Origin of the sequence: Aeromonas sp. R6-1 (genome assembly GCF_040908165.1) — a bacterium.
GTDB classification, from domain to species: domain Bacteria; phylum Pseudomonadota; class Gammaproteobacteria; order Enterobacterales; family Aeromonadaceae; genus Aeromonas; species Aeromonas caviae.
The window spans coordinates 249,947-267,297 of record NZ_JBFODF010000026.1 but is presented as its reverse complement, the minus strand read 5'-3'; the positions used below and the strand labels follow the sequence as shown (position 1 = coordinate 267,297).

Annotated in this window: 21 protein-coding genes and 1 other RNA gene; 12 read left to right on the top strand and 10 right to left on the bottom strand. The window is 59.2% G+C overall.

Annotated elements, in window-relative coordinates:
* The 6 genes from AB5Y68_RS07775 to AB5Y68_RS07750 all read right to left on the bottom strand — a co-directional run bounded on the left by AB5Y68_RS07775 (position 1) and on the right by AB5Y68_RS07750 (position 4,371).
* On the bottom strand, positions 1 to 297 hold the full coding sequence (locus AB5Y68_RS07775) for a DUF4312 family protein (RefSeq protein WP_039040481.1): 297 nt from the start codon (positions 295 to 297) through the stop codon (positions 1 to 3).
* Complete coding sequence (locus AB5Y68_RS07770; RefSeq protein WP_010675860.1) at positions 297 to 662, bottom strand: SFCGS family glycine-rich protein; 366 nt, start codon at positions 660 to 662, stop codon at positions 297 to 299. The genes AB5Y68_RS07775 and AB5Y68_RS07770 overlap by 1 nt, the downstream gene beginning before the upstream one ends.
* Positions 663 to 1,025 (bottom strand): transcriptional regulator, encoded by a 363-nt coding sequence (locus tag AB5Y68_RS07765; protein WP_010675859.1) that lies wholly within the window; start codon positions 1,023 to 1,025, stop codon positions 663 to 665.
* A gap of 308 nt (positions 1,026 to 1,333) precedes the next feature.
* Positions 1,334 to 2,461: an outer membrane-stress sensor serine endopeptidase DegS gene (gene degS / locus AB5Y68_RS07760; protein WP_010675858.1), complete on the bottom strand. Its 1,128-nt coding sequence runs from the start codon at positions 2,459 to 2,461 to the stop codon at positions 1,334 to 1,336.
* Between the two features lie 89 nt (positions 2,462 to 2,550).
* Entirely contained in the window at positions 2,551 to 3,909 is a 1,359-nt protein-coding gene (locus AB5Y68_RS07755) for a Do family serine endopeptidase (protein ID WP_039040482.1), read from the bottom strand.
* A gap of 81 nt (positions 3,910 to 3,990) precedes the next feature.
* Positions 3,991 to 4,371 carry a YhcB family protein gene (locus AB5Y68_RS07750; protein ID WP_010675856.1) on the bottom strand — a complete coding sequence of 127 codons (381 nt, stop codon included), beginning with the start codon at positions 4,369 to 4,371 and terminating at the stop codon, positions 3,991 to 3,993.
* 139 nt (positions 4,372 to 4,510) lie between these two features.
* On the opposite strand from AB5Y68_RS07750, the gene zapE reads away from it, so the two are divergent.
* The 8 genes from zapE (at position 4,511) to AB5Y68_RS07710 (ending at position 10,693) form a co-directional block, all read left to right on the top strand.
* Complete coding sequence (gene zapE / locus AB5Y68_RS07745) at positions 4,511 to 5,605, top strand: cell division protein ZapE (protein WP_039040483.1); 1,095 nt, start codon at positions 4,511 to 4,513, stop codon at positions 5,603 to 5,605.
* A 266-nt stretch (positions 5,606 to 5,871) separates the two neighbouring features.
* On the top strand, positions 5,872 to 6,300 hold the full coding sequence (rplM, locus tag AB5Y68_RS07740) for a 50S ribosomal protein L13 (protein ID WP_005336289.1): 429 nt from the start codon (positions 5,872 to 5,874) through the stop codon (positions 6,298 to 6,300).
* A 14-nt stretch (positions 6,301 to 6,314) separates the two neighbouring features.
* Positions 6,315 to 6,707 (top strand): 30S ribosomal protein S9, encoded by a 393-nt coding sequence (gene rpsI, locus AB5Y68_RS07735; protein WP_005336286.1) that lies wholly within the window; start codon positions 6,315 to 6,317, stop codon positions 6,705 to 6,707.
* A gap of 299 nt (positions 6,708 to 7,006) precedes the next feature.
* Positions 7,007 to 7,597 carry a ubiquinol-cytochrome c reductase iron-sulfur subunit gene (petA, locus tag AB5Y68_RS07730; protein WP_010675854.1) on the top strand — a complete coding sequence of 197 codons (591 nt, stop codon included), beginning with the start codon at positions 7,007 to 7,009 and terminating at the stop codon, positions 7,595 to 7,597.
* Between the two features lie 2 nt (positions 7,598 to 7,599).
* Positions 7,600 to 8,817 carry a cytochrome bc complex cytochrome b subunit gene (locus tag AB5Y68_RS07725; RefSeq protein ID WP_010675853.1) on the top strand — a complete coding sequence of 406 codons (1,218 nt, stop codon included), beginning with the start codon at positions 7,600 to 7,602 and terminating at the stop codon, positions 8,815 to 8,817.
* Complete coding sequence (locus tag AB5Y68_RS07720; RefSeq protein WP_039040484.1) at positions 8,814 to 9,548, top strand: cytochrome c1; 735 nt, start codon at positions 8,814 to 8,816, stop codon at positions 9,546 to 9,548. The genes AB5Y68_RS07725 and AB5Y68_RS07720 overlap by 4 nt, the downstream gene beginning before the upstream one ends.
* 87 nt (positions 9,549 to 9,635) lie before the next feature.
* Complete coding sequence (sspA, locus tag AB5Y68_RS07715; protein WP_039040485.1) at positions 9,636 to 10,265, top strand: stringent starvation protein SspA; 630 nt, start codon at positions 9,636 to 9,638, stop codon at positions 10,263 to 10,265.
* The gene (locus AB5Y68_RS07710; protein ID WP_039040486.1) at positions 10,262 to 10,693 is read left to right on the top strand and encodes a ClpXP protease specificity-enhancing factor; all 432 of its coding nucleotides are present in this window, start codon (positions 10,262 to 10,264) and stop codon (positions 10,691 to 10,693) included. Before sspA ends, AB5Y68_RS07710 begins: the two co-directional genes overlap by 4 nt.
* A gap of 43 nt (positions 10,694 to 10,736) precedes the next feature.
* Here the strand turns inward: AB5Y68_RS07710 and dolP are convergent, their stop codons facing one another.
* The 4 genes from dolP to AB5Y68_RS07690 are packed head-to-tail and all read right to left on the bottom strand — an operon-like array spanning position 10,737 to position 14,023.
* Positions 10,737 to 11,315, bottom strand: a complete 579-nt coding sequence (dolP, locus tag AB5Y68_RS07705; RefSeq protein ID WP_010675849.1) for a division/outer membrane stress-associated lipid-binding lipoprotein — start codon at positions 11,313 to 11,315, stop codon at positions 10,737 to 10,739.
* Between the two features lie 4 nt (positions 11,316 to 11,319).
* Positions 11,320 to 11,910, bottom strand: a complete 591-nt coding sequence (locus tag AB5Y68_RS07700; RefSeq protein WP_010675848.1) for an SIS domain-containing protein — start codon at positions 11,908 to 11,910, stop codon at positions 11,320 to 11,322.
* A gap of 9 nt (positions 11,911 to 11,919) precedes the next feature.
* Complete coding sequence (locus tag AB5Y68_RS07695; RefSeq protein ID WP_080770042.1) at positions 11,920 to 12,315, bottom strand: YraN family protein; 396 nt, start codon at positions 12,313 to 12,315, stop codon at positions 11,920 to 11,922.
* Entirely contained in the window at positions 12,233 to 14,023 is a 1,791-nt protein-coding gene (locus AB5Y68_RS07690; RefSeq protein ID WP_368207053.1) for a penicillin-binding protein activator, read from the bottom strand. The genes AB5Y68_RS07695 and AB5Y68_RS07690 overlap by 83 nt, the downstream gene beginning before the upstream one ends.
* Before the next feature lie 199 nt (positions 14,024 to 14,222).
* On the opposite strand from AB5Y68_RS07690, the gene rsmI reads away from it, so the two are divergent.
* From rsmI to rsmH, 4 genes are all read left to right on the top strand, one after another.
* Positions 14,223 to 15,056 carry a 16S rRNA (cytidine(1402)-2'-O)-methyltransferase gene (gene rsmI, locus AB5Y68_RS07685; protein ID WP_039040488.1) on the top strand — a complete coding sequence of 278 codons (834 nt, stop codon included), beginning with the start codon at positions 14,223 to 14,225 and terminating at the stop codon, positions 15,054 to 15,056.
* A 62-nt stretch (positions 15,057 to 15,118) separates the two neighbouring features.
* An RNA gene (rnpB, locus tag AB5Y68_RS07680) (RNase P RNA component class A) lies at positions 15,119 to 15,505 on the top strand.
* Positions 15,506 to 15,951: 446 nt separating this feature from the next.
* Positions 15,952 to 16,410: a division/cell wall cluster transcriptional repressor MraZ gene (mraZ, locus tag AB5Y68_RS07675; RefSeq protein ID WP_039040489.1), complete on the top strand. Its 459-nt coding sequence runs from the start codon at positions 15,952 to 15,954 to the stop codon at positions 16,408 to 16,410.
* Complete coding sequence (gene rsmH, locus AB5Y68_RS07670; RefSeq protein WP_010675843.1) at positions 16,411 to 17,349, top strand: 16S rRNA (cytosine(1402)-N(4))-methyltransferase RsmH; 939 nt, start codon at positions 16,411 to 16,413, stop codon at positions 17,347 to 17,349.
* The last annotated feature ends 2 nt before the right edge of the window (positions 17,350 to 17,351 follow it).

The following is a 17,351-nucleotide window of genomic DNA, read 5'->3' as shown; positions in this document are numbered from 1 at the left end:
TCAGGCCCGGGTGAAATCCACCTTGTCGACATCCAGGCTGGTGACCTTGACGGTGATCGCCAGCCGGACCCGGAACTCATGGCGCTGGCGTGGCAGGAAGAAGAACAGGAACTTCTCCACCCGTACCGACTCCTCGGCCTCGAGCACCTCGACCTCGAGGGGTTCGATGCGCAGCATCACCTTGGAGCTCTCCTTGAGCAGGCTGGGTTGCACCTGGCTGAGGGCGGCGGCGAACGCCTGCTGGCGAGTCGCCCCCTTGCCGTTGACCGTGATCCGGGTGGTGAAGTGCTCTTTCATCAGGCGCGTCCGTGTTTCTTGGCGAAGGCTTCGATCAGCTTCTGGCCCAGCTCTTCCTTGTCCATGAAGCCGAAGCCCAGTACCACGCACCCCTCGTTGATGGCGGTGACACCCTCTTCGATGGATCGCATGCCGTAGCGGCACTTGTAGCCGTACTTGGTCTGGGCCGTGATGGCGCCCGCGCCACCGCTGCCGCAGAAGGAGATGCCAAGGTCGGCCTGCTCCTTGTTCATCACATCACCGAGCTTCATGTCGGCGGCCATGCCGGGGATGACGGTCACGGTGGCGCCGGCGGCTTCTGCGCCGGCCCCCACTTTCTGACCCTTGCCGAGACGATCTCCAATCACGAGTTTGATGGCAGTCATTTAGCTTTCTCCTTTTACTGAGCTGAGTTCGTTTTCTTTGGCCACTTCAAAATGGACGGACAAGAGGTGCGCCTCCTCGTAGGCGAGGCGGTCGAGCCAGGCGACGACCTGTTCGGCCAGGCGCAGGGAGAGGGGGGAGATCTCCTCGAACAGGCTGAGGTCGACCTCCGGCAGGGACTCCCCGCTGTAGGAGCGCCACACCATGGCCTTGACGTGGGAGGCCAGCATCTGCTGCTGCACGTCGTTGGGGCGTATGCCCTGATCCGCCAGCAGGTTGTGAATGCGGGCCAGGGTCAGGTCGGTCTTGCGCAGCAGTGCCGGGCTGTCCGGGGTCAGGGGGGCGTCATGGGTGTCGGTATTCAAGGTCTGCTCTCCAGGCTGGCAGAAAGGATGGGCTCACCATAAAGCGGTGGAGAGTGCGGGAGGAGGCAGGTTTTTTCCGATTCGAAGTGGAAATCCGGAGGGAAAGGCATCAAAAGAAGCCCTTTTGGCGTTCAGGAAGAGGAAAGGAGCGTACTGGCGGCAAGGGAGTGTGATCGGTGGCGCGTTTTGACGTCGCCTTCGCCCGATTGCTCATTGGCGCAATGTGTGAGCTGTCTCACGCACAAGCGGGAGCCGGAGGAAAGCGGGCACAAAAAAGGGCCCTGTCGGGCCCTGCGAGGATCCGCCCCTCAGGTGGCGGGTGCCGCACTGCTGGTCGGCAGGGTCTGATTCTGGTAGCGCAGGTCCTCTTCGATGATGACATCGACGTCCAGCGGCTTGCCGTTGCGGATCACCGAGATGGTGAGCTTGGTGCCGGGGCGGCTCTCGACGATCTTGTCCATGACGGGACGCACGCCGGTGATGGCCTCTCCGTTGATCTTGAGCAGCACATCCCCACGTTTGAGACCGGCCTTGGTGGCTGGGCCATTGGGATCCAGGCTCTCCACCACCAACCCCTGCAAGTCCCCCAGGTTCAGCATGCGCGCGACGATGGGATTGATCTCGACGCTGGAGATGCCGAGGTAGCCGCGGATGACCCGGCCGTTGGCGATCAGCTCGTCCATGATGCGCTTGGCCAGCTTGTAGGGGATGGCAAAACTGATGCCATAGCTCTCCTGATTGCCGTTGAGGTGGTAGGCGGCGGTATTGATACCCACCAGATCGCCACGGCCATTGACCAGGGCGCCTCCGGAGTTGCCCTCGTTGATGGCGGCATCGGTCTGCAGCAGATCCTGCCGGCCGTTGCTGTCCGGCCCCATGCTGGAGAGGCCGATACGCCCGGTGGCGCTGATGATGCCCTGGGTGATGGTCTGGCCGACGTTGTAGGGGTTGCCGATGGCGAGCACCACGTCTCCCACGTCCGGTAGACGATCCGGGTCCTGCGGGATCACCGGCAGGTTGTCCGATTCGATGTAGAGCACCGCCAGATCGGTCAGTTTGTCGGTGCCGACCAGCTCTGCACTGAATACCCGGCCATCTTGCAGGGCGACGATGATCTGGTCCGCATCGGCGATGACGTGATAGTTGGTGAGCACGTGACCGCGCTGGTTCATGATGACGCCGGACCCCAGCCCCTGGGGTCTGAGTTCGGCTTTTTCACCGCGATTGCCGGCGAAGCTGCGGGTGTAGATGTTGACGACGGCAGGGCCGGCGCGATGGGCCGCGTAGGAGAAGCTCAGCTCGCGGGCATTGGTGATGAGGCCCGGCAGGGGGGCGCCGCCACGAAAATTGGGGAACACCAGCAACAAAAGCGCAGCCATGGCGAGGCCAAAGCCGACGGACTTGCCCAAGTAGCTGATCAGAGGTGGGATTTTCATGTCTTTCTCGTCCGTACAGGCTGCGGGCAGAGAATAACATTATCGATGGATAAAAATCACCCGCGGCGGTTGCCGCGGGTGTGAGGGGCTTAACGGATCACCAAATAGAGCGAGGAGTCACCGCGCTGGATGTTCAGCGCCAGGACTTCCGGCTTGTTTTTCAACACCTTGGTCAGTTCACCCATGGAGTTGATGCGCTGGCGGTTGACCCCGATGATGATGTCGCCCTTTTGCAGGCCGGAGGCGGCTGCCGGTGAGCGGGGATCGATGTCGGAGACGGCCACGCCGGTCACGGGGTCCGTGGTGGTGCTCAGCTTGGCCCCTTCCAGTGCCGGATGCAGGGCGCTGGCCAGGATCTCGCTGTCATCCGCTTTCTTCAGGGTGACCTTGACGCTCTGCTCCTTGCCGTCACGGATGAGGCCGAGCGAGACCTGCTTGTCGGCCCCCATGGTGGCGATCTTTGCACGCAGCTCGCCGAAGGAGCGGATGGGCTTGCCATCGATGCTGATGATGATGTCGCCTGCCTTGATGCCTGCCTTGGCGGCAGCGGAGTCAGGCATGACCTGGTTGACGAAGGCACCGTCCTTCTTGTTGTAGCCGAAGGTCTTGGCGATTTCGCTGGTGAGCTCGGTGCCGGTGATCCCCAGTTGGCCACGGCGCACTTCGCCGTATTTCACGATCTGCTCGGAGAGATCGCGCACCATGTTGGACGGGATGGCAAAGCCGATGCCGATGTTGCCGCCGTTGGGGCCCAGGATGGCGGTGTTGATGCCGATCAGCTCCCCGCGCAGGTTGAGCAGGGCGCCGCCCGAGTTGCCGGAGTTGATGGCCGCATCGGTCTGGATGAAGTTCTCCAGATTTTCGATGTTGAGGCCGCTGCGACCCAGGGCACTGACAATGCCGGAGGTGACGGTCTGGCCCAGGCCGAACGGGTTGCCGATGGCCAGCGCGTAGTCACCGACTCTCAGCTCGTCGGAGTCGGCGAACTTGATCTGCACCAGATCCTCGGCCTTGATTTGCAGCAGGGCGATATCCGACTGTTTGTCTTCCCCTATTTTCTTGGCCGCATACTCACGGCCATCCTTCAGGTTGACCTTGATCTCGTCCGCCTCGTGGACCACGTGGGCGTTGGTGATCACGTAGCCTTTCTTGGCATCGATGATGACGCCGGAACCAAGCGCCTGGAAGGGCTGCTCGCTCACCTGCTCGTCAGGCATGTTGGGGCCGAAGAAGAAGCGGAATTGTTCCGGCAGGCGTTGGCGGGTGATCTTCTTGCCAGAGACGGAGATGTTGACCACGGCAGGGGTCACCTGCTCGAGGACGGGGGCCAGGCTCGGCATCTCCTGGTTGTTCGCCATCAGGGGCAGTGCGGCCTGCGCCGGTGCTGAGGACATGGCGATACCGACACTGAGGGCTAAGACACTGAATACAGAAAGAGATTTACGCATATGAGAAACAGCTCCCAGAAAAAGTTGCAGTGCAATCGTCAAGGTCTGACCACGATAAAGCGTAATTAGTTCAACCGACGATCAGCCCGGCTGCTTGAGCAGGCCGGACGCACCGGCGTAATCGCGGGGAGGAAGGCCCGGCTCCTCGCTGTTGGCGGCATCGCCTGTTTCTTCCACTTCGGGTTCGCGGAACAGTGGTTCCTGTACCTTGGCCAGGAACTTGCTCTGTTCCGCCATGTGGCGATAAAGGGTCTGGTACTGTTCGGCCAGTTGCTCCATCAGGGCGGCGCTGTCGGCGAAGTGGGTGGTGATCTGCCCCTGGTAGCTTTCCAGCTCCTTGTGGGCTTTTTTCAGCTCCTGTTCCAGGCGTCCGGCATCCCGGCTACGGACAGAGAAGCGGCCGATCAGCACGCCGATGATCAGGGCGGCGATCGCCAGCAGGATCCCGTTAAACAGAGTCATAGAAGCTCCTTGTTACAGCTAACACGATGAATTTGAAGCGGTCGGATGGACCGCAACGCCTCGTTGGCACTATACCGTGCCCCCCGAGAGCGTGATACCATTTTGTCCCTCATTCAGGGACTTGGAGGCGGTTTACAGGATGACCCCGCAGCAAAAATATCAGCAGGATTTGCAGCGCCCCGGCTTTGTGGCCGATCCGGCCCAGGCCATGGCAGTCGCCCGCCTGGAGCGACTCTATCAGGATCTGTGCGCAAGCCCGACTCCGACCAGATCCCGTGGCCTGCTAGGTTGGCTGCAAAAGCCGAAAACCCGTGACCCCGTCCAGGGGTTATATATGTGGGGCGGTGTGGGCAGAGGCAAGACCTGGCTGATGGATACTTTTTTTGAGAGCCTGCCGGGGGAGCGCAAACTGCGCATCCACTTCCACCGTTTCATGCACCGGGTGCACGATGAGCTCAAAGGGCTGACCGGTCAGTCCGATCCGCTCAAGCTGATCGCCCGCAAGCTGGCCGACGAGACCGACGTCATCTGCTTCGACGAGTTTTTCGTCTCGGATATCACGGATGCCATGCTGCTCGGCACTCTGTTCCAGGAACTCTTTGGCCATGGCGTGGTGCTGGTGGCCACATCCAACATCCCCCCTCAGGATCTCTACCGCAACGGGTTGCAGCGTGCTCGCTTCCTGCCTGCCATCGCGCTTATCGAGCGCCACTGCGAGGTGATCAATGTCGATGGCGGTGTCGATTACCGGCTGCGAACCCTGGAACAGGCAGAGATCTATCACTTCCCGCTGGATGATCAGGCCAGGAGCAACCTGGATCGTTATTTCAGCCAGTTGACCGGGATTGGGCAGGTGACTGCCGCCGCACTGGAAATCAACCATCGCCAACTGAGTGCACTGGGCGTGGGGGAAGGGGTGCTTTATATGGAGTTTGAACAGCTGTGCTGTACTCCACGCTCCCAGGGCGACTACATCGAATTGGCCCGTGAGTTCCACACTGTCCTGCTGGCCAATGTGCAACCCATGGGCAGCGGCACGGATGACGCGGCCCGCCGCTTCATCGCCATGGTGGATGAGTTTTATGAACGGCACGTCAAGCTCATCATATCGGCGGCGGTCCCCATGACCGGGCTCTATGGCGAAGGCTTGCTGAATTTCGAATTCAAGCGTTGCCTTTCACGGCTTCAGGAGATGCAATCGCACGAATACCTTGCCAGAGTGCACCTTCCTTAGTCACAATACCGCGCCTGCCAGTCGGATGGGCATCTGCGGCAGGTAGGGCCGGGCGACATTTGCTAGCTTCATGGCAGTGAAATTAGCAGGTGATATTTAAGGCAACTTCACTTATAATCGCCCGGCCCACGTTACAGCTGTCGATAAGACAGCAACACTTTAAGCTTTACTTGTATTCGAAGGGGTACAGGTAGGCCATCGTTTGTTGTTTGTGGGAGAGCCCCCATAAGCAATTGGGTCTGTAACAGGTAATTGGGTTTAACTTAATGAAAACTTTCGTTGCCAAGCCAGAAACCGTAAAACGTGACTGGTACATTGTGGACGCAGAAGGTAAAACTCTGGGTCGTATCGCAACCGAGATCGCTGCTCGTCTGCGTGGTAAGCACAAAGCCGAGTACACTCCGCACGTTGACACCGGTGACTACATCATCGTTGTAAACGCTGAGAAGGTACACGTAACCGGTAAGAAATTTACCGACAAAATGTACCACGCTCACTCCGGTTTCCCGGGTGGTATCAAGTCCATCAGCTTCGACAAGCTGATTCAGCGTAAGCCGGAAATGGTAATCGAAGCTGCCGTCAAGGGCATGCTGCCGAAGGGTCCGCTGGGCCGTGCCATGTTCCGTAAGCTGAAAGTTTACGCAGGCGCAGAGCACGCTCATGCTGCTCAGCAACCTCAAGTACTGGATATCTAACGGGAACTGGCAACATGGCAGAAAATCAATACTACGGTACCGGCCGTCGCAAAAGCTCCACTGCTCGCGTATTCATCAAAGCGGGTAGCGGTAAAATCGTAATCAACCAGCGCTCCCTGGAGCAATACTTCGGCCGTCCGACTGCCCGCATGGTAGTTCGTCAGCCGCTGGAACTGGTCGAGATGACCGAGAAACTGGATCTGTACATCACCGTTAACGGTGGTGGCATCTCCGGTCAAGCTGGTGCGATCCGCCACGGTATCACTCGTGCTCTGATGCAGTACGACGAGACCCTGCGTTCCGAGCTGCGTAAAGCTGGCTTTGTTACTCGTGATGCCCGTAAGGTTGAGCGTAAGAAAGTCGGTCTGCACAAAGCGCGTAAGCGTCCGCAGTACTCCAAGCGTTAATTCGCTTTTGGTACGCACTCTCAGGAGTGTCAAAAAAGCCTGGCAATTTGCCAGGCTTTTTTTATTGGTAATGTTACATGTGACAATGCTAAGCATACGTCACAAAAGACAAAAAATTGTGTATTTATTGTTTTTGCCCATCGACTCCCTTTCTTGTCAAATTGTTATCTTTTCTTTAAAATTTCCATGGTCTTTCTGTGTCAATTGCCACTCCGCTTCCATTGCAGTTGTCAGAGGGAGAGGAGAAGTAAACAGGGACACTATAAGAATGAGCGGAGTCCACATGGGAGAGTTTTTGGATGAGCAATGCGCCAGTTGATACCGGTCGCCGCAGATTTCTTACCTGGTCAACGGTTGCCGTTGGCGGTGTAGGAGCTGCTTTTACCGCAGTGCCGTTTATTAAGTCATGGAATCCGAGTGCCAAAGCCAAGGCGGCAGGCGCCCCGGTTGAAGTGGATATCAGCAAGCTGGAGCCGGGTCAGCTAATCCGCGTCGAGTGGCGTGGCAAACCGGTCTGGGTGGTGAAGCGCACCAAGCAGACGCTGGATGCTCTGGCTGCACACGATGACAAGCTGCGGGATCCTGCGTCAGACGAGCCACAGCAACCGGACTATGCCCACAATGGCTACAGATCCATCAAACCGGAAATCTTCGTGGCCGTTGGCATCTGCACTCATCTGGGATGCTCCCCTTCCTATTTGCCCGACAGCTTCGGCGAGCAGGTTCAAGGGGTAACTTCCGGCTTCTTCTGCCCCTGCCATGGCTCCAAATTCGACATGGCTGGTCGAGTGTTCCAGGGCGTCCCCGCACCGCTGAACCTGGTCATTCCGCCATACCAATTTCTTAGCGACACCACCATTCTGGTTGGTGCCGATGGCAAGGAGGCCTGACCATGTTTGCCAAACTCATGGGCTGGATCGATGATCGTTTCCCGCTCACGGCCATGTACAACGACCATATGGCCAAGTATCCGGCGCCCAAGAACCTGAACTTCTGGTACTTCTTCGGCTCGCTTGCCATGTTGGTGCTGGTCAACCAGATCATCACCGGCATCTGGCTGACCATGAACTACAACCCTTCGGCGGAAGGTGCCTTCGCTTCCGTGGAATACATCATGCGGGATGTGGATTATGGCTGGCTGCTGCGTTATATGCACTCCACCGGGGCATCCGCCTTCTTCATCGTGGTTTACCTGCACATGTTCCGCGGCATGATCTACGGCTCTTACCAGAAGCCACGGGAACTGCTGTGGATCTTCGGCATGCTGATCTTCCTGGTGCTGATGGCCGAGGCCTTCATGGGTTACCTGCTGCCTTGGGGGCAGATGTCGTTCTGGGGGGCCCAGGTCATCATCTCGCTGTTCGGTGCCATCCCCGTTATCGGTGACGATCTGACCCTGTGGATCCGGGGGGACTATGTCATCTCGGGTGCGACCCTGAACCGCTTCTTTGCGCTGCACGTCATCGCTCTGCCGCTGGTACTGGTGATGCTGGTGGCCATGCATATCCTGGCGCTGCACGAAGTGGGCTCCAACAACCCCGATGGCATCGACATCAAGAAGCACAAGGACGAGAACGGCTGGCCACTGGATGCGGTCGCGTTCCACCCCTATTTCACCGTGAAGGACATGATCGGGGTAGCCGGTTTCCTGTTCTTCTTCTGTGCCATCATCTTCTTCAAGCCGGATATGTGGGGCTATTTCCTCGAGAAACCGAACTTTGAGGTGGCCAACGGCCTGAAGACACCGGCGCATATCGCCCCGGTCTGGTACTTCACCCCCTTCTACGCCATCCTGCGTGCGGTGCCGGACAAGCTGCTGGGGGTCATCATGATGGGCCTCTCCATCGTGGTGCTGTTCCTGTTGCCCTGGCTGGATCGTTGCAAGGTGCGCTCGGTGCGTTACCGCAGCACCCTGCACAAGCTGAACATCGCCCAGTTCGTGGTCTGCTTCATTATCCTGGGGGTGCTGGGCGTGCTGCCATCAACCCCGACCCTGACGCTGATTGCACAGCTCTGTACTCTGGGTTATTTCGGATTCTTCGTCCTGTTGTTCTTCTACAGCAAGAATGAGAACACCAAGCCGCTGCCGGAGAGGGTGACATTCAAATGAAAAGAATAATTTTTGCAGTGCTGGCCCTGCTGCCTGGTCTGGTGTTGGCCTCTGGCGGTGGCTTCCCCCTCGACAAGGCGGAGTACGATCTGAGTGACAAGGCATCCCTGCAACGGGGGGCCGCCACCTTCATGAACTACTGTGCAGGCTGTCACTCCACCCAGTACCAGCGTTATAACCGGGTGGCGGCCGACATCGGTATTCCGGACGATCTGATGAAGGAAAACCTGGTCTTCACCGGCGCCAAGATCGGCGATCTGATGAAGAGCGCCATGTCCGAGAAGGATGCTGCTCGCTGGTTCGGTGCGCCACCTCCCGACCTGACTCTGGTTGCCCGGGTGCGTGGTGCAGACTGGATCTACACCTATCTGCGTTCCTTCTACGTGGACGAGACCCGTCCATTCGGGGTGAACAACGCCGTCTTCCCGTCCGTGGGTATGCCCCATGTGCTGGAGCCGTTGCAGGGGACGCCCCGCGCCGAGTTCGAGACGCACACCCTGGATGGCGTGGAGATGCAGCAAGTCGTCAGCATCAAATCTGACGGCAACGGTGAAATGAACAACGAAGAATATGATCAGACGGTACTGGATCTGGTAAACTTCTTGGTCTACTCGGCTGAGCCGGTGCAGCAGGAGCGCGAACGCATGGGCTTCTGGGTACTCGGATTCATCGCTATCTTCTTCATCTTCACTGTGCTGTTGAAGAAGGAATTCTGGCGCGACGTTCACTAAGCGACCAGATCGGAGTAATATGACGCACGGCAATGAAGACAGACATGCTTCATTGCCGTTTCTGCTTTTTAATGACGGGAGGGTTCAATGGCTGTAGCTGCCAATAAGCGTTCGGTAATGACGCTGTTTTCCGGTGCCAACGATATGTTCAGCCATCAGGTGCGTATTGTCCTGGCGGAGAAGGGTGTTAGCGTGGATATCTGCCAGGTTGATCCTGCCAACCTGCCGGATGAGCTGGCCGAGCTGAACCCGTACAACACTGTACCGACTCTGGTGGATCGCGAGCTGGCGTTGTACACCTCGCGCATCATCATGGAGTATCTGGACGAGCGTTTCCCGCATCCGCCCCTGATGCCGGTTTATCCGGTCGCGCGCGGCAACAGCCGTCTGATGATGCACCGCATCGAGCTGGACTGGTACTCTCTGGCCGACAAGATCATGGCGGGCACCGATACCGAAGCCGCCCGTGCCGAGTTGCGCGACAACCTGCTGGCCATCGCCCCCATCTTCGGCGAGATGCCCTACTTCATGAGCGAAGAGTTCGGTCTGGTCGACTGCTACATGGCGCCGTTGCTGTGGCGTCTGCCGAGCCTGGGCATCGATTTCACCGGCCGTGGCGCCAAAGAGCTGAAGGCTTACATGGTACGCCTGTTCGAGCGTGAATCCTTCCAGGCTTCCCTGACCGAGGCCGAGCGCGAGATCCGTGCCGGCGTATGAGCATGGAACCGACAATGACACCCAGTCGCCCGTATCTGCTGCGGGCGTTTTTTGACTGGTTGCTGGATAACGATCTGACTCCCCATCTTGTGGTCAATGCCAACATTCCCCATGTGATGGTACCGATGCAGTTCGTGCAGGATGGCCAGATTGTTCTGAACATCGCCCCCCGGGCCGTGGGCCAGTTCCACATGGACAATGACGCTGTCAGCTTCAGCGCCCGTTTCGGTGGCGTATCGCAGCAGGTCTATATCCCCATGGCGGCCGTACTGGCCATCCATGCCAGGGAGAACGGAGTGGGCACCCTGTTCCCGCCGGAGCCCGGGTATGACCTCTGGCTGGAACAGGCACAGACACCCACGCCGGTTGAGCCCGAGCCGGAACCACCGCGCCCGAGCGGTCGCCCGACCCTGAAAGTCATCAAATAAAAAACGCAGCCTGAAGGCTGCGTTTTTTCATCCTGCCAGATGGTCAATTCTGGGCAAACTCGAAGGCTTTGATCACCTGCTTAACGCCACTGACGTGGCGGGCGATTTCTACGGCCTGATCCCCTTCCTGGCGGGTGACCAGCCCAATGAGGAATACCTCGCCATTCTCGGTGACAACCTTCACCTTGGCGCTGTCGAAGTTCTTGGTGCCCAGCATGTCGGCCCGCACCTTGGAGGTGATCCAGGTGTCATTGCTGCGCACGCCGATACTGACTGGTTTGCCAAGGCGCAGCTCGTTGTAGACATGGCGAACCCCTTCAATCCGGCTCACGATTCTGCCCGCTTCCTGTTTGTAAGCGTCAGAGGGTGTCTGACCCACCAGCAGCACACGGCCGTTGTTGCTGTAGACACTGATCTTGCTGGCGGCGCTCAGGGGCTTGTTGTCGGCCAACAGGTTGGCGGCTTTCAGCTCTATGGTCTGATCGTCCCACTGGGCACCCAGGGTGCGGCGATCGCCGCTCGCTTTGGCGGTGCCAGCCGCGCCACCGACCACCACGGCAGCACAGCCTTGCAGCAGCAGGACGCCGGTCAGCAGGGCAAGAGCGAGAATAGGCTTCTTCATGGTTTCAGTCTTCCTGTTGCGGGAAAAGTGTCTGGTCGATGAGATCACAGAGACAGTGCAGGGTCAACAGGTTCACTTCCAGAATACGAGGACGGCGAGCGGAAGGAACGCGGATCTCCACGTCATTGGGGCCCAGCAGACCGGCGATCTCTCCCCCGTCTCCGCCACCGAGAACAATGATGGTCATGTCGCGGGAGAGGGCGGCCTCCGCAGCCTTGATCAGGCTGCGGCTGTTGCCTGTCGTGGTGATGACCACCAGGATGTCGCCTGGTTGTCCCAGAGCACGTATCTGTTTGGCATAGACCTCTTCGAAACCGTGATCCGTGGCGATGGCGCTGATGGTCGCCATGTCGGGCGTCAGGGCGAGACCGGGCAGGGAGGGGCGAGGAGTTTCATAGCAGTTCACCAGTTCGGAAATGAACAGCTGTGCCAATGCCGAGGAAGGACCATTGCCACATGCCATCACCTTGTGGCCATTGAGCAGGCAGATGGTCAGCATCTGGGCTGCCGTATGGATGGCATCCGGCAGTGCTTCGGCGGCAGCTATCTTGGTCTGGATGCTTTCGGTGTAATTCTCTTTGATGGGATCAGTCATGGGGTCCTCTTAAAACGCGTTCTGGATCCAGTCCGGCTGGTCGCCCTCGAACGCGATCACATCGAATCGACAGGCCTGGTTGGCCTCATTGATGGCATGTTGCTTGAAATAGTGGCGCGCGGCCAGCACGATCTTGTGCTGCTTGCGCCGGGTGACCGAGCTGGCTGCACCGCCATGGGTGGCGTTGGCGCGATATCTCACTTCAACGAATACCAGGGTCTCTCCCTGGCGCATGATGAGATCGATCTCGCCGCCACGGCAGCGGTAGTTGCGGGTCACGGGTTGCAGGCCGCGGGCCTGCAACCAGCGTTCCGCTATTTGTTCAAAGTGTTGTCCCTTGCTCGTCGCTGCCGACGGCAACAGGTTCAACCACTGCTGGTGAAGTTGTGTCAGTAGCCTCTTCATGAGTCGCATCCTCCAGCTGGGGGGCGGCGCTGTCGCTGACCAGCTTGCCATTCTGGTAGGTGGCCCAGTCCAGCATGCGCACTATGTTGCCCTGGGGATCCACGCTCAGCTGGCCGCTCATGCCGGGTTGCTGCATGGCATTGACCTTGCGCATTTGCGGCAGGTTGCCTGCCAGGCTGACGGCATCGTAACCGAGGGCGAACAGGCGCAGCAGGTCGCCCTGGGTCTGGGGCCAGAGCAGAGCAATCTGTTCACGCTGCGTCTCGAAGCCACCCAGCAGCAGTGGCATGTCGGAGATATGCATGCCGTTGAGCTCGGATGCTACCTCGGTCGTCCCGCCGTCGTATCCCCGCGAGCTGCTGTAGATGGGCAGGCTGCCCATGGGATTGACCGAGATGTCCACATAGGGCTTGATCATCCGGGTCTCCAGGCTGTTGGCCACCACATAGACGGCGTCGATGCTGCGCGGCGCAGCATCGGACAGCTGGACAATCTCCCCGGCTCGAGCCGTGGAACGGCCGCTCAGAGCGTTCTTGACCATGCCCTGCACTTCGTTGCGCGCCCCGAAGGTGGCAACCACGGGCTTCTCCTGGCTGACGCCGGCCCAGGCCTGTTCAAACGCCTTGATACTGCTGTAGCCAATCCGGCCTTGTGCCGCGATCAGCAGCGGCTTGCGGTAGCCCTGACCATAGAGGTACTGGGCCGCCTGGCTCGCATCGGCAGCGGCGGAGAGCGAGAAATAGAAGGTGTTGTCGTTGACGATCGGCTTGTCCAGCTCGTTGAGCGCCAGCACCGGCACGGTCGGACTCGACTTGAGCAGCTCCTCCACCTGATCCTTGAGCAGGGGGCCGATGATCATGTTGGCCCCTTCCTGAATCGCCTGTTTGTAGAGATCCCCCATCGCCTTGCCCTGGGTATCGTAGAAGTTCAGGGTGAACTGGCTCTGGTTTTCCTTGTAGGACATCAACATGCCGTTGCGGATGGCGGCGCCCTGGGCTTCCAGGTTGCCGGAGAGTGGCAGGAAGACGGCGATCTGCTGCAGCGAACCGTTGTCCGTAGTAGCGAGATCCCCAAGGCCGGCCGGCATGTCGGTCTGGGCCGGGTGGTTCGGGAAGCTCTGCTTCCAGCCAGCAAGTTGGCGGGCCAGCTGGCTCGGCTGTGCCCCGAATTCGTTCACCAGTGCCGCCAGTCGCAGCCAGCCGGTGGTCACATCGGGAGCTGGCTCCTCTTCGAGCGCCTGCAGGGTGGAGGGGGTCATGCTTTTCAGCAGTGACCAGATCTGCTGGTGATTGGTGGCCAGCTCATTCTTGGCCAGATAAGGTTCCAGCAGGATCAGCGACTTGGCCGCACCAAACTTGTTGTTGATGTCGAGCTGCAGCACCACGCGCTGGCGGTACCAGTCCTTCTGGGTAGCGGCATCCAGCACCACATCCGGCTTGCCTTCCAGCAGGATCAGCGCCTGGTTGGCGTTGCCCTGGGCGAGTAGCAGGTGTGCCTGCAGCAGTTGCAACTGCGCCTGCTGCACCGGGCTCTTCGCCTGCTTCTGCAACTGCTGATACAGGGCGGCAGCCGGTTTGGCCTGGCCGAGCGCCAGATAGCTGCGCGCTGCCATCATCTGCCACACGAAGGCCTCTGCCGGTTTGGCGGGATCCACCTGCTCCAGATACCACTGGGCATTCTTGGTCAGATCCGAGAAGGCTGACGGCATGCCGGGTTGTCCGGAAGATTGATTGGGCTCCGACGCACAGGCGGCGAGCAGGACTGCCGCGAGTAGGATGCCGAAGAGTCGTGATACACTTAGCTGCTTTATAACCCGGTTCAAGTTCATTCCCCGACCAGTGTTGAAATTCTCCATAGTGTAAACGGGCCAATATGGCGACACAATTGTCGGGACACTCGGAGCTCCCATGAGTGACATCCCAACCCTGTATATAGTCCCCACTCCGATCGGCAATCTGGCCGACATCACCCAGCGAGCACTGGACGTGCTGCGCAGCGTCGATCTGGTGGCCGCCGAGGATACCCGGCATACCGGGATCCTGCTCAGCCACTACCAGATCTCGGTATCGACCTTTGCCCTGCACGATCACAACGAGCAGCAAAAGGCGGATGTGCTGATCGCCCGCATCAAGGAGGGCAAGAGCGTGGCCCTGGTCTCCGATGCGGGGACGCCGCTCATCAGCGACCCCGGTTATCACCTGGTCACCCGTTGTCGCGAAGCCGGGGTCAAGGTGGTGCCGCTGCCCGGTCCCTGCGCTGCCATCACGGCGCTGTCCGCCGCCGGGCTGCCCACCGACCGCTTCGCCTTCGAGGGTTTCCTGCCGGCCAAGGCCAAGGGGCGGGATGATCGCCTGCAAGCCGTCATCGAAGACACCCGCTCTCTGGTGTTCTACGAATCGCCGCGCCGGGTGCAGGATACCGTGGAAGCGATTGCTCGCATCCTTGGCGAGCGCCAGGTGGTGGTGTGCCGCGAGCTGACCAAGACCTTCGAGTCCATCCACGGTCTGCCCGCCTCCGAGATGCTGGCCTGGCTCGGAGAGGACGATAACCGTTGCCGCGGGGAGATCGTGCTGGTGGTCGCCGGTGCCAGCAAGGTGGATGACGAGTTGCCTGCGGAGGCGATCCGCACCCTGGGCCTGCTGGTCAGCGAGCTGCCCCTCAAGAAGGCTGCAGCCCTCACCGCCGAGATCCACGGGGTGAAGAAGAACGCCCTCTACAAATACGGTCTCGAGCACTATTAATTGCCGTAAACCGGAATTGACGGTTTACCCCGTCCGTCTCGCGAGGCTATAATCCGCGCCTCGGAGTTGGCTGGGCAATCGCTGCTTCGTCGTTGTGTCCCTCGGGACAGACGGGCGGAGGGGAGGAAAGTCCGGGCTTCACAGGGCAGGGTGCCAGGTAACGCCTGGGGGGCGCGAGCCTACGACCAGTGCAACAGAGAGCAGACCGCCGATGGCCCGCAAGGGATCAGGTAAGGGTGAAAGGGTGCGGTAAGAGCGCACCGCGCGACTGGCAACAGTTCGTGGCACGGTAAACTCCACCCGAAGCAAGACCAAATAGGCCCCTATTGGCGCGGCCCGCGTTGGGGGCGGGTAGGTTGCTTGAGCCAGCGAGCGATTGCTGGCCTAGAGGAATGATTGCTACCCGGGGCAACCCGGTACAGAACCCGGCTTACAGGCCGACTCCGACCTCTTTCCTGAAGAGCCTTGCGATTTATCGCAAGGCTCTTTTTATTAACCATAAAGTACTGCCTCGGTTGACTCGTGATATTTACTGTTGGGCTAGCTATGTTTAACAAATGTATTTTATATCAATCTGTTATGTGGAATTTTTCCATGTTCTGAATATCGTGATGGCGCTGGAGAAGCGCGGCCTGCATGGCTGATGTTTATTCGTGCAATTTGTCAGTTTTTTAATTGCTGAAAATTAATCGAGTTGCGGGTAACACAAATAACTTGTGGAAAATCAATTCATTTAATCGGTAGTCCCATCACGCTGCGTCAATATGTTCCCCATGCCCGAGATCCTTGCTTGAAAAGCCCCCTGCTCGTCCTTAAACTTCATGGTGGAGAAAAGTGGATCAAAGTGGTTTTATTGGGCATCTAGCCCCCATAACTCACCTTCGGGGACTGCAATTTGTTGCGTGGCGCTCACGCCATCAGCCTGGACAGCAAGGGGCGGTTGGCGATTCCGACCAAATTTCGTGATTGGCTGCGCGACGAATGCGACGGCCAGCTGGTCTGCACCATCGACATCGCCCATCCCTGTCTGCTGCTTTATCCCCTGAATGAATGGGAAGAGGTGGAGCGCAAGCTGAAGACCCTTTCCAGCACCAACCCGGCGGAACGCCGCCTGCAGCGTCTGCTGCTCGGCCACGCGGCCGAATGCGAACTGGATGGCAACGGCCGTCTGCTGCTCAGCCAGCCGCTGCGCAGCCATGCCGGGCTGGACAAGAAAGTCATGCTGGTGGGCCAGCTCAACAAATTCGAGCTGTGGGATGAAGCCCGCTGGCAACAACAGATCAACGACGACATCCTGGGCCTGCCCGAGGACGACTGGGCAAGTTCACCACGACTACAGGATTTTTCTTTATAAATGACCCAAGCCGCTGAACACATCACAGTGCTGTTGCACGAAGCCGTCGAAGGGCTGGCCATCAAGCCGGACGGTATCTACGTCGACGGTACCTTTGGTCGGGGGGGTCACTCTCGTCTCATTCTCCAGCATCTGGGCCCCAATGGCCGTCTGATCGCCATCGACCGGGATCCCCAGGCCATTGCCGAGGCGGCCAAGATCCAGGATCCCCGTTTCGAGATCGTGCACGGTCCCTTCTCCGGCATCACCCGCTATCTGACAGAGCGCGGTCTGCTGGGCAAGGTCGATGGCTTCCTGCTGGATCTCGGGGTCTCCTCCCCCCAGCTTGACGATGCCGAACGTGGCTTCAGCTTCATGAAGGACGGCCCGCTCGACATGAGGATGGATCCCACCTCCGGTCAGAGTGCCGCCGAGTGGCTGGCCCGTGCCGATGTGGACGACATCGCCTGGGTGCTGAAAACCTTCGGTGAGGAGCGCTTCGCCAAGAAGATTGCTCGCGCCATCGTGCACGATCGGGTGACAGAGCCCTATGTGCGCACCCGCCAGCTGGCGGAGATGATTGCCCGGGTCAACCCGAGCAAGGAGAAGGGCAAGCACGCGGCGACCCGCAGCTTCCAGGCCATTCGCATCTACATCAACAGCGAGCTGGACGAAATTGAAACCGCCCTCAACGGCGCGCTGGACGTGCTGGCTCCTCACGGTCGTCTCTCCGTCATCAGCTTCCACTCTCTGGAAGATCGGCTGGTGAAGCATTTCATTCGCAAGCATGAGAAAGGTCCGGAAGTACCCCACGGCATCCCCCTGACCGAAGCCCAGCTGGCCGGTGGTCGCAAGCTGAAGTCGATCGGCAAGGCGCTCAAGCCTTCCGAGCACGAGGTCAATGAAAACACCCGGTCCCGCAGCTCGGTGCTGCGGGTCGCAGAGCGTCTTGCGGAGTAAGC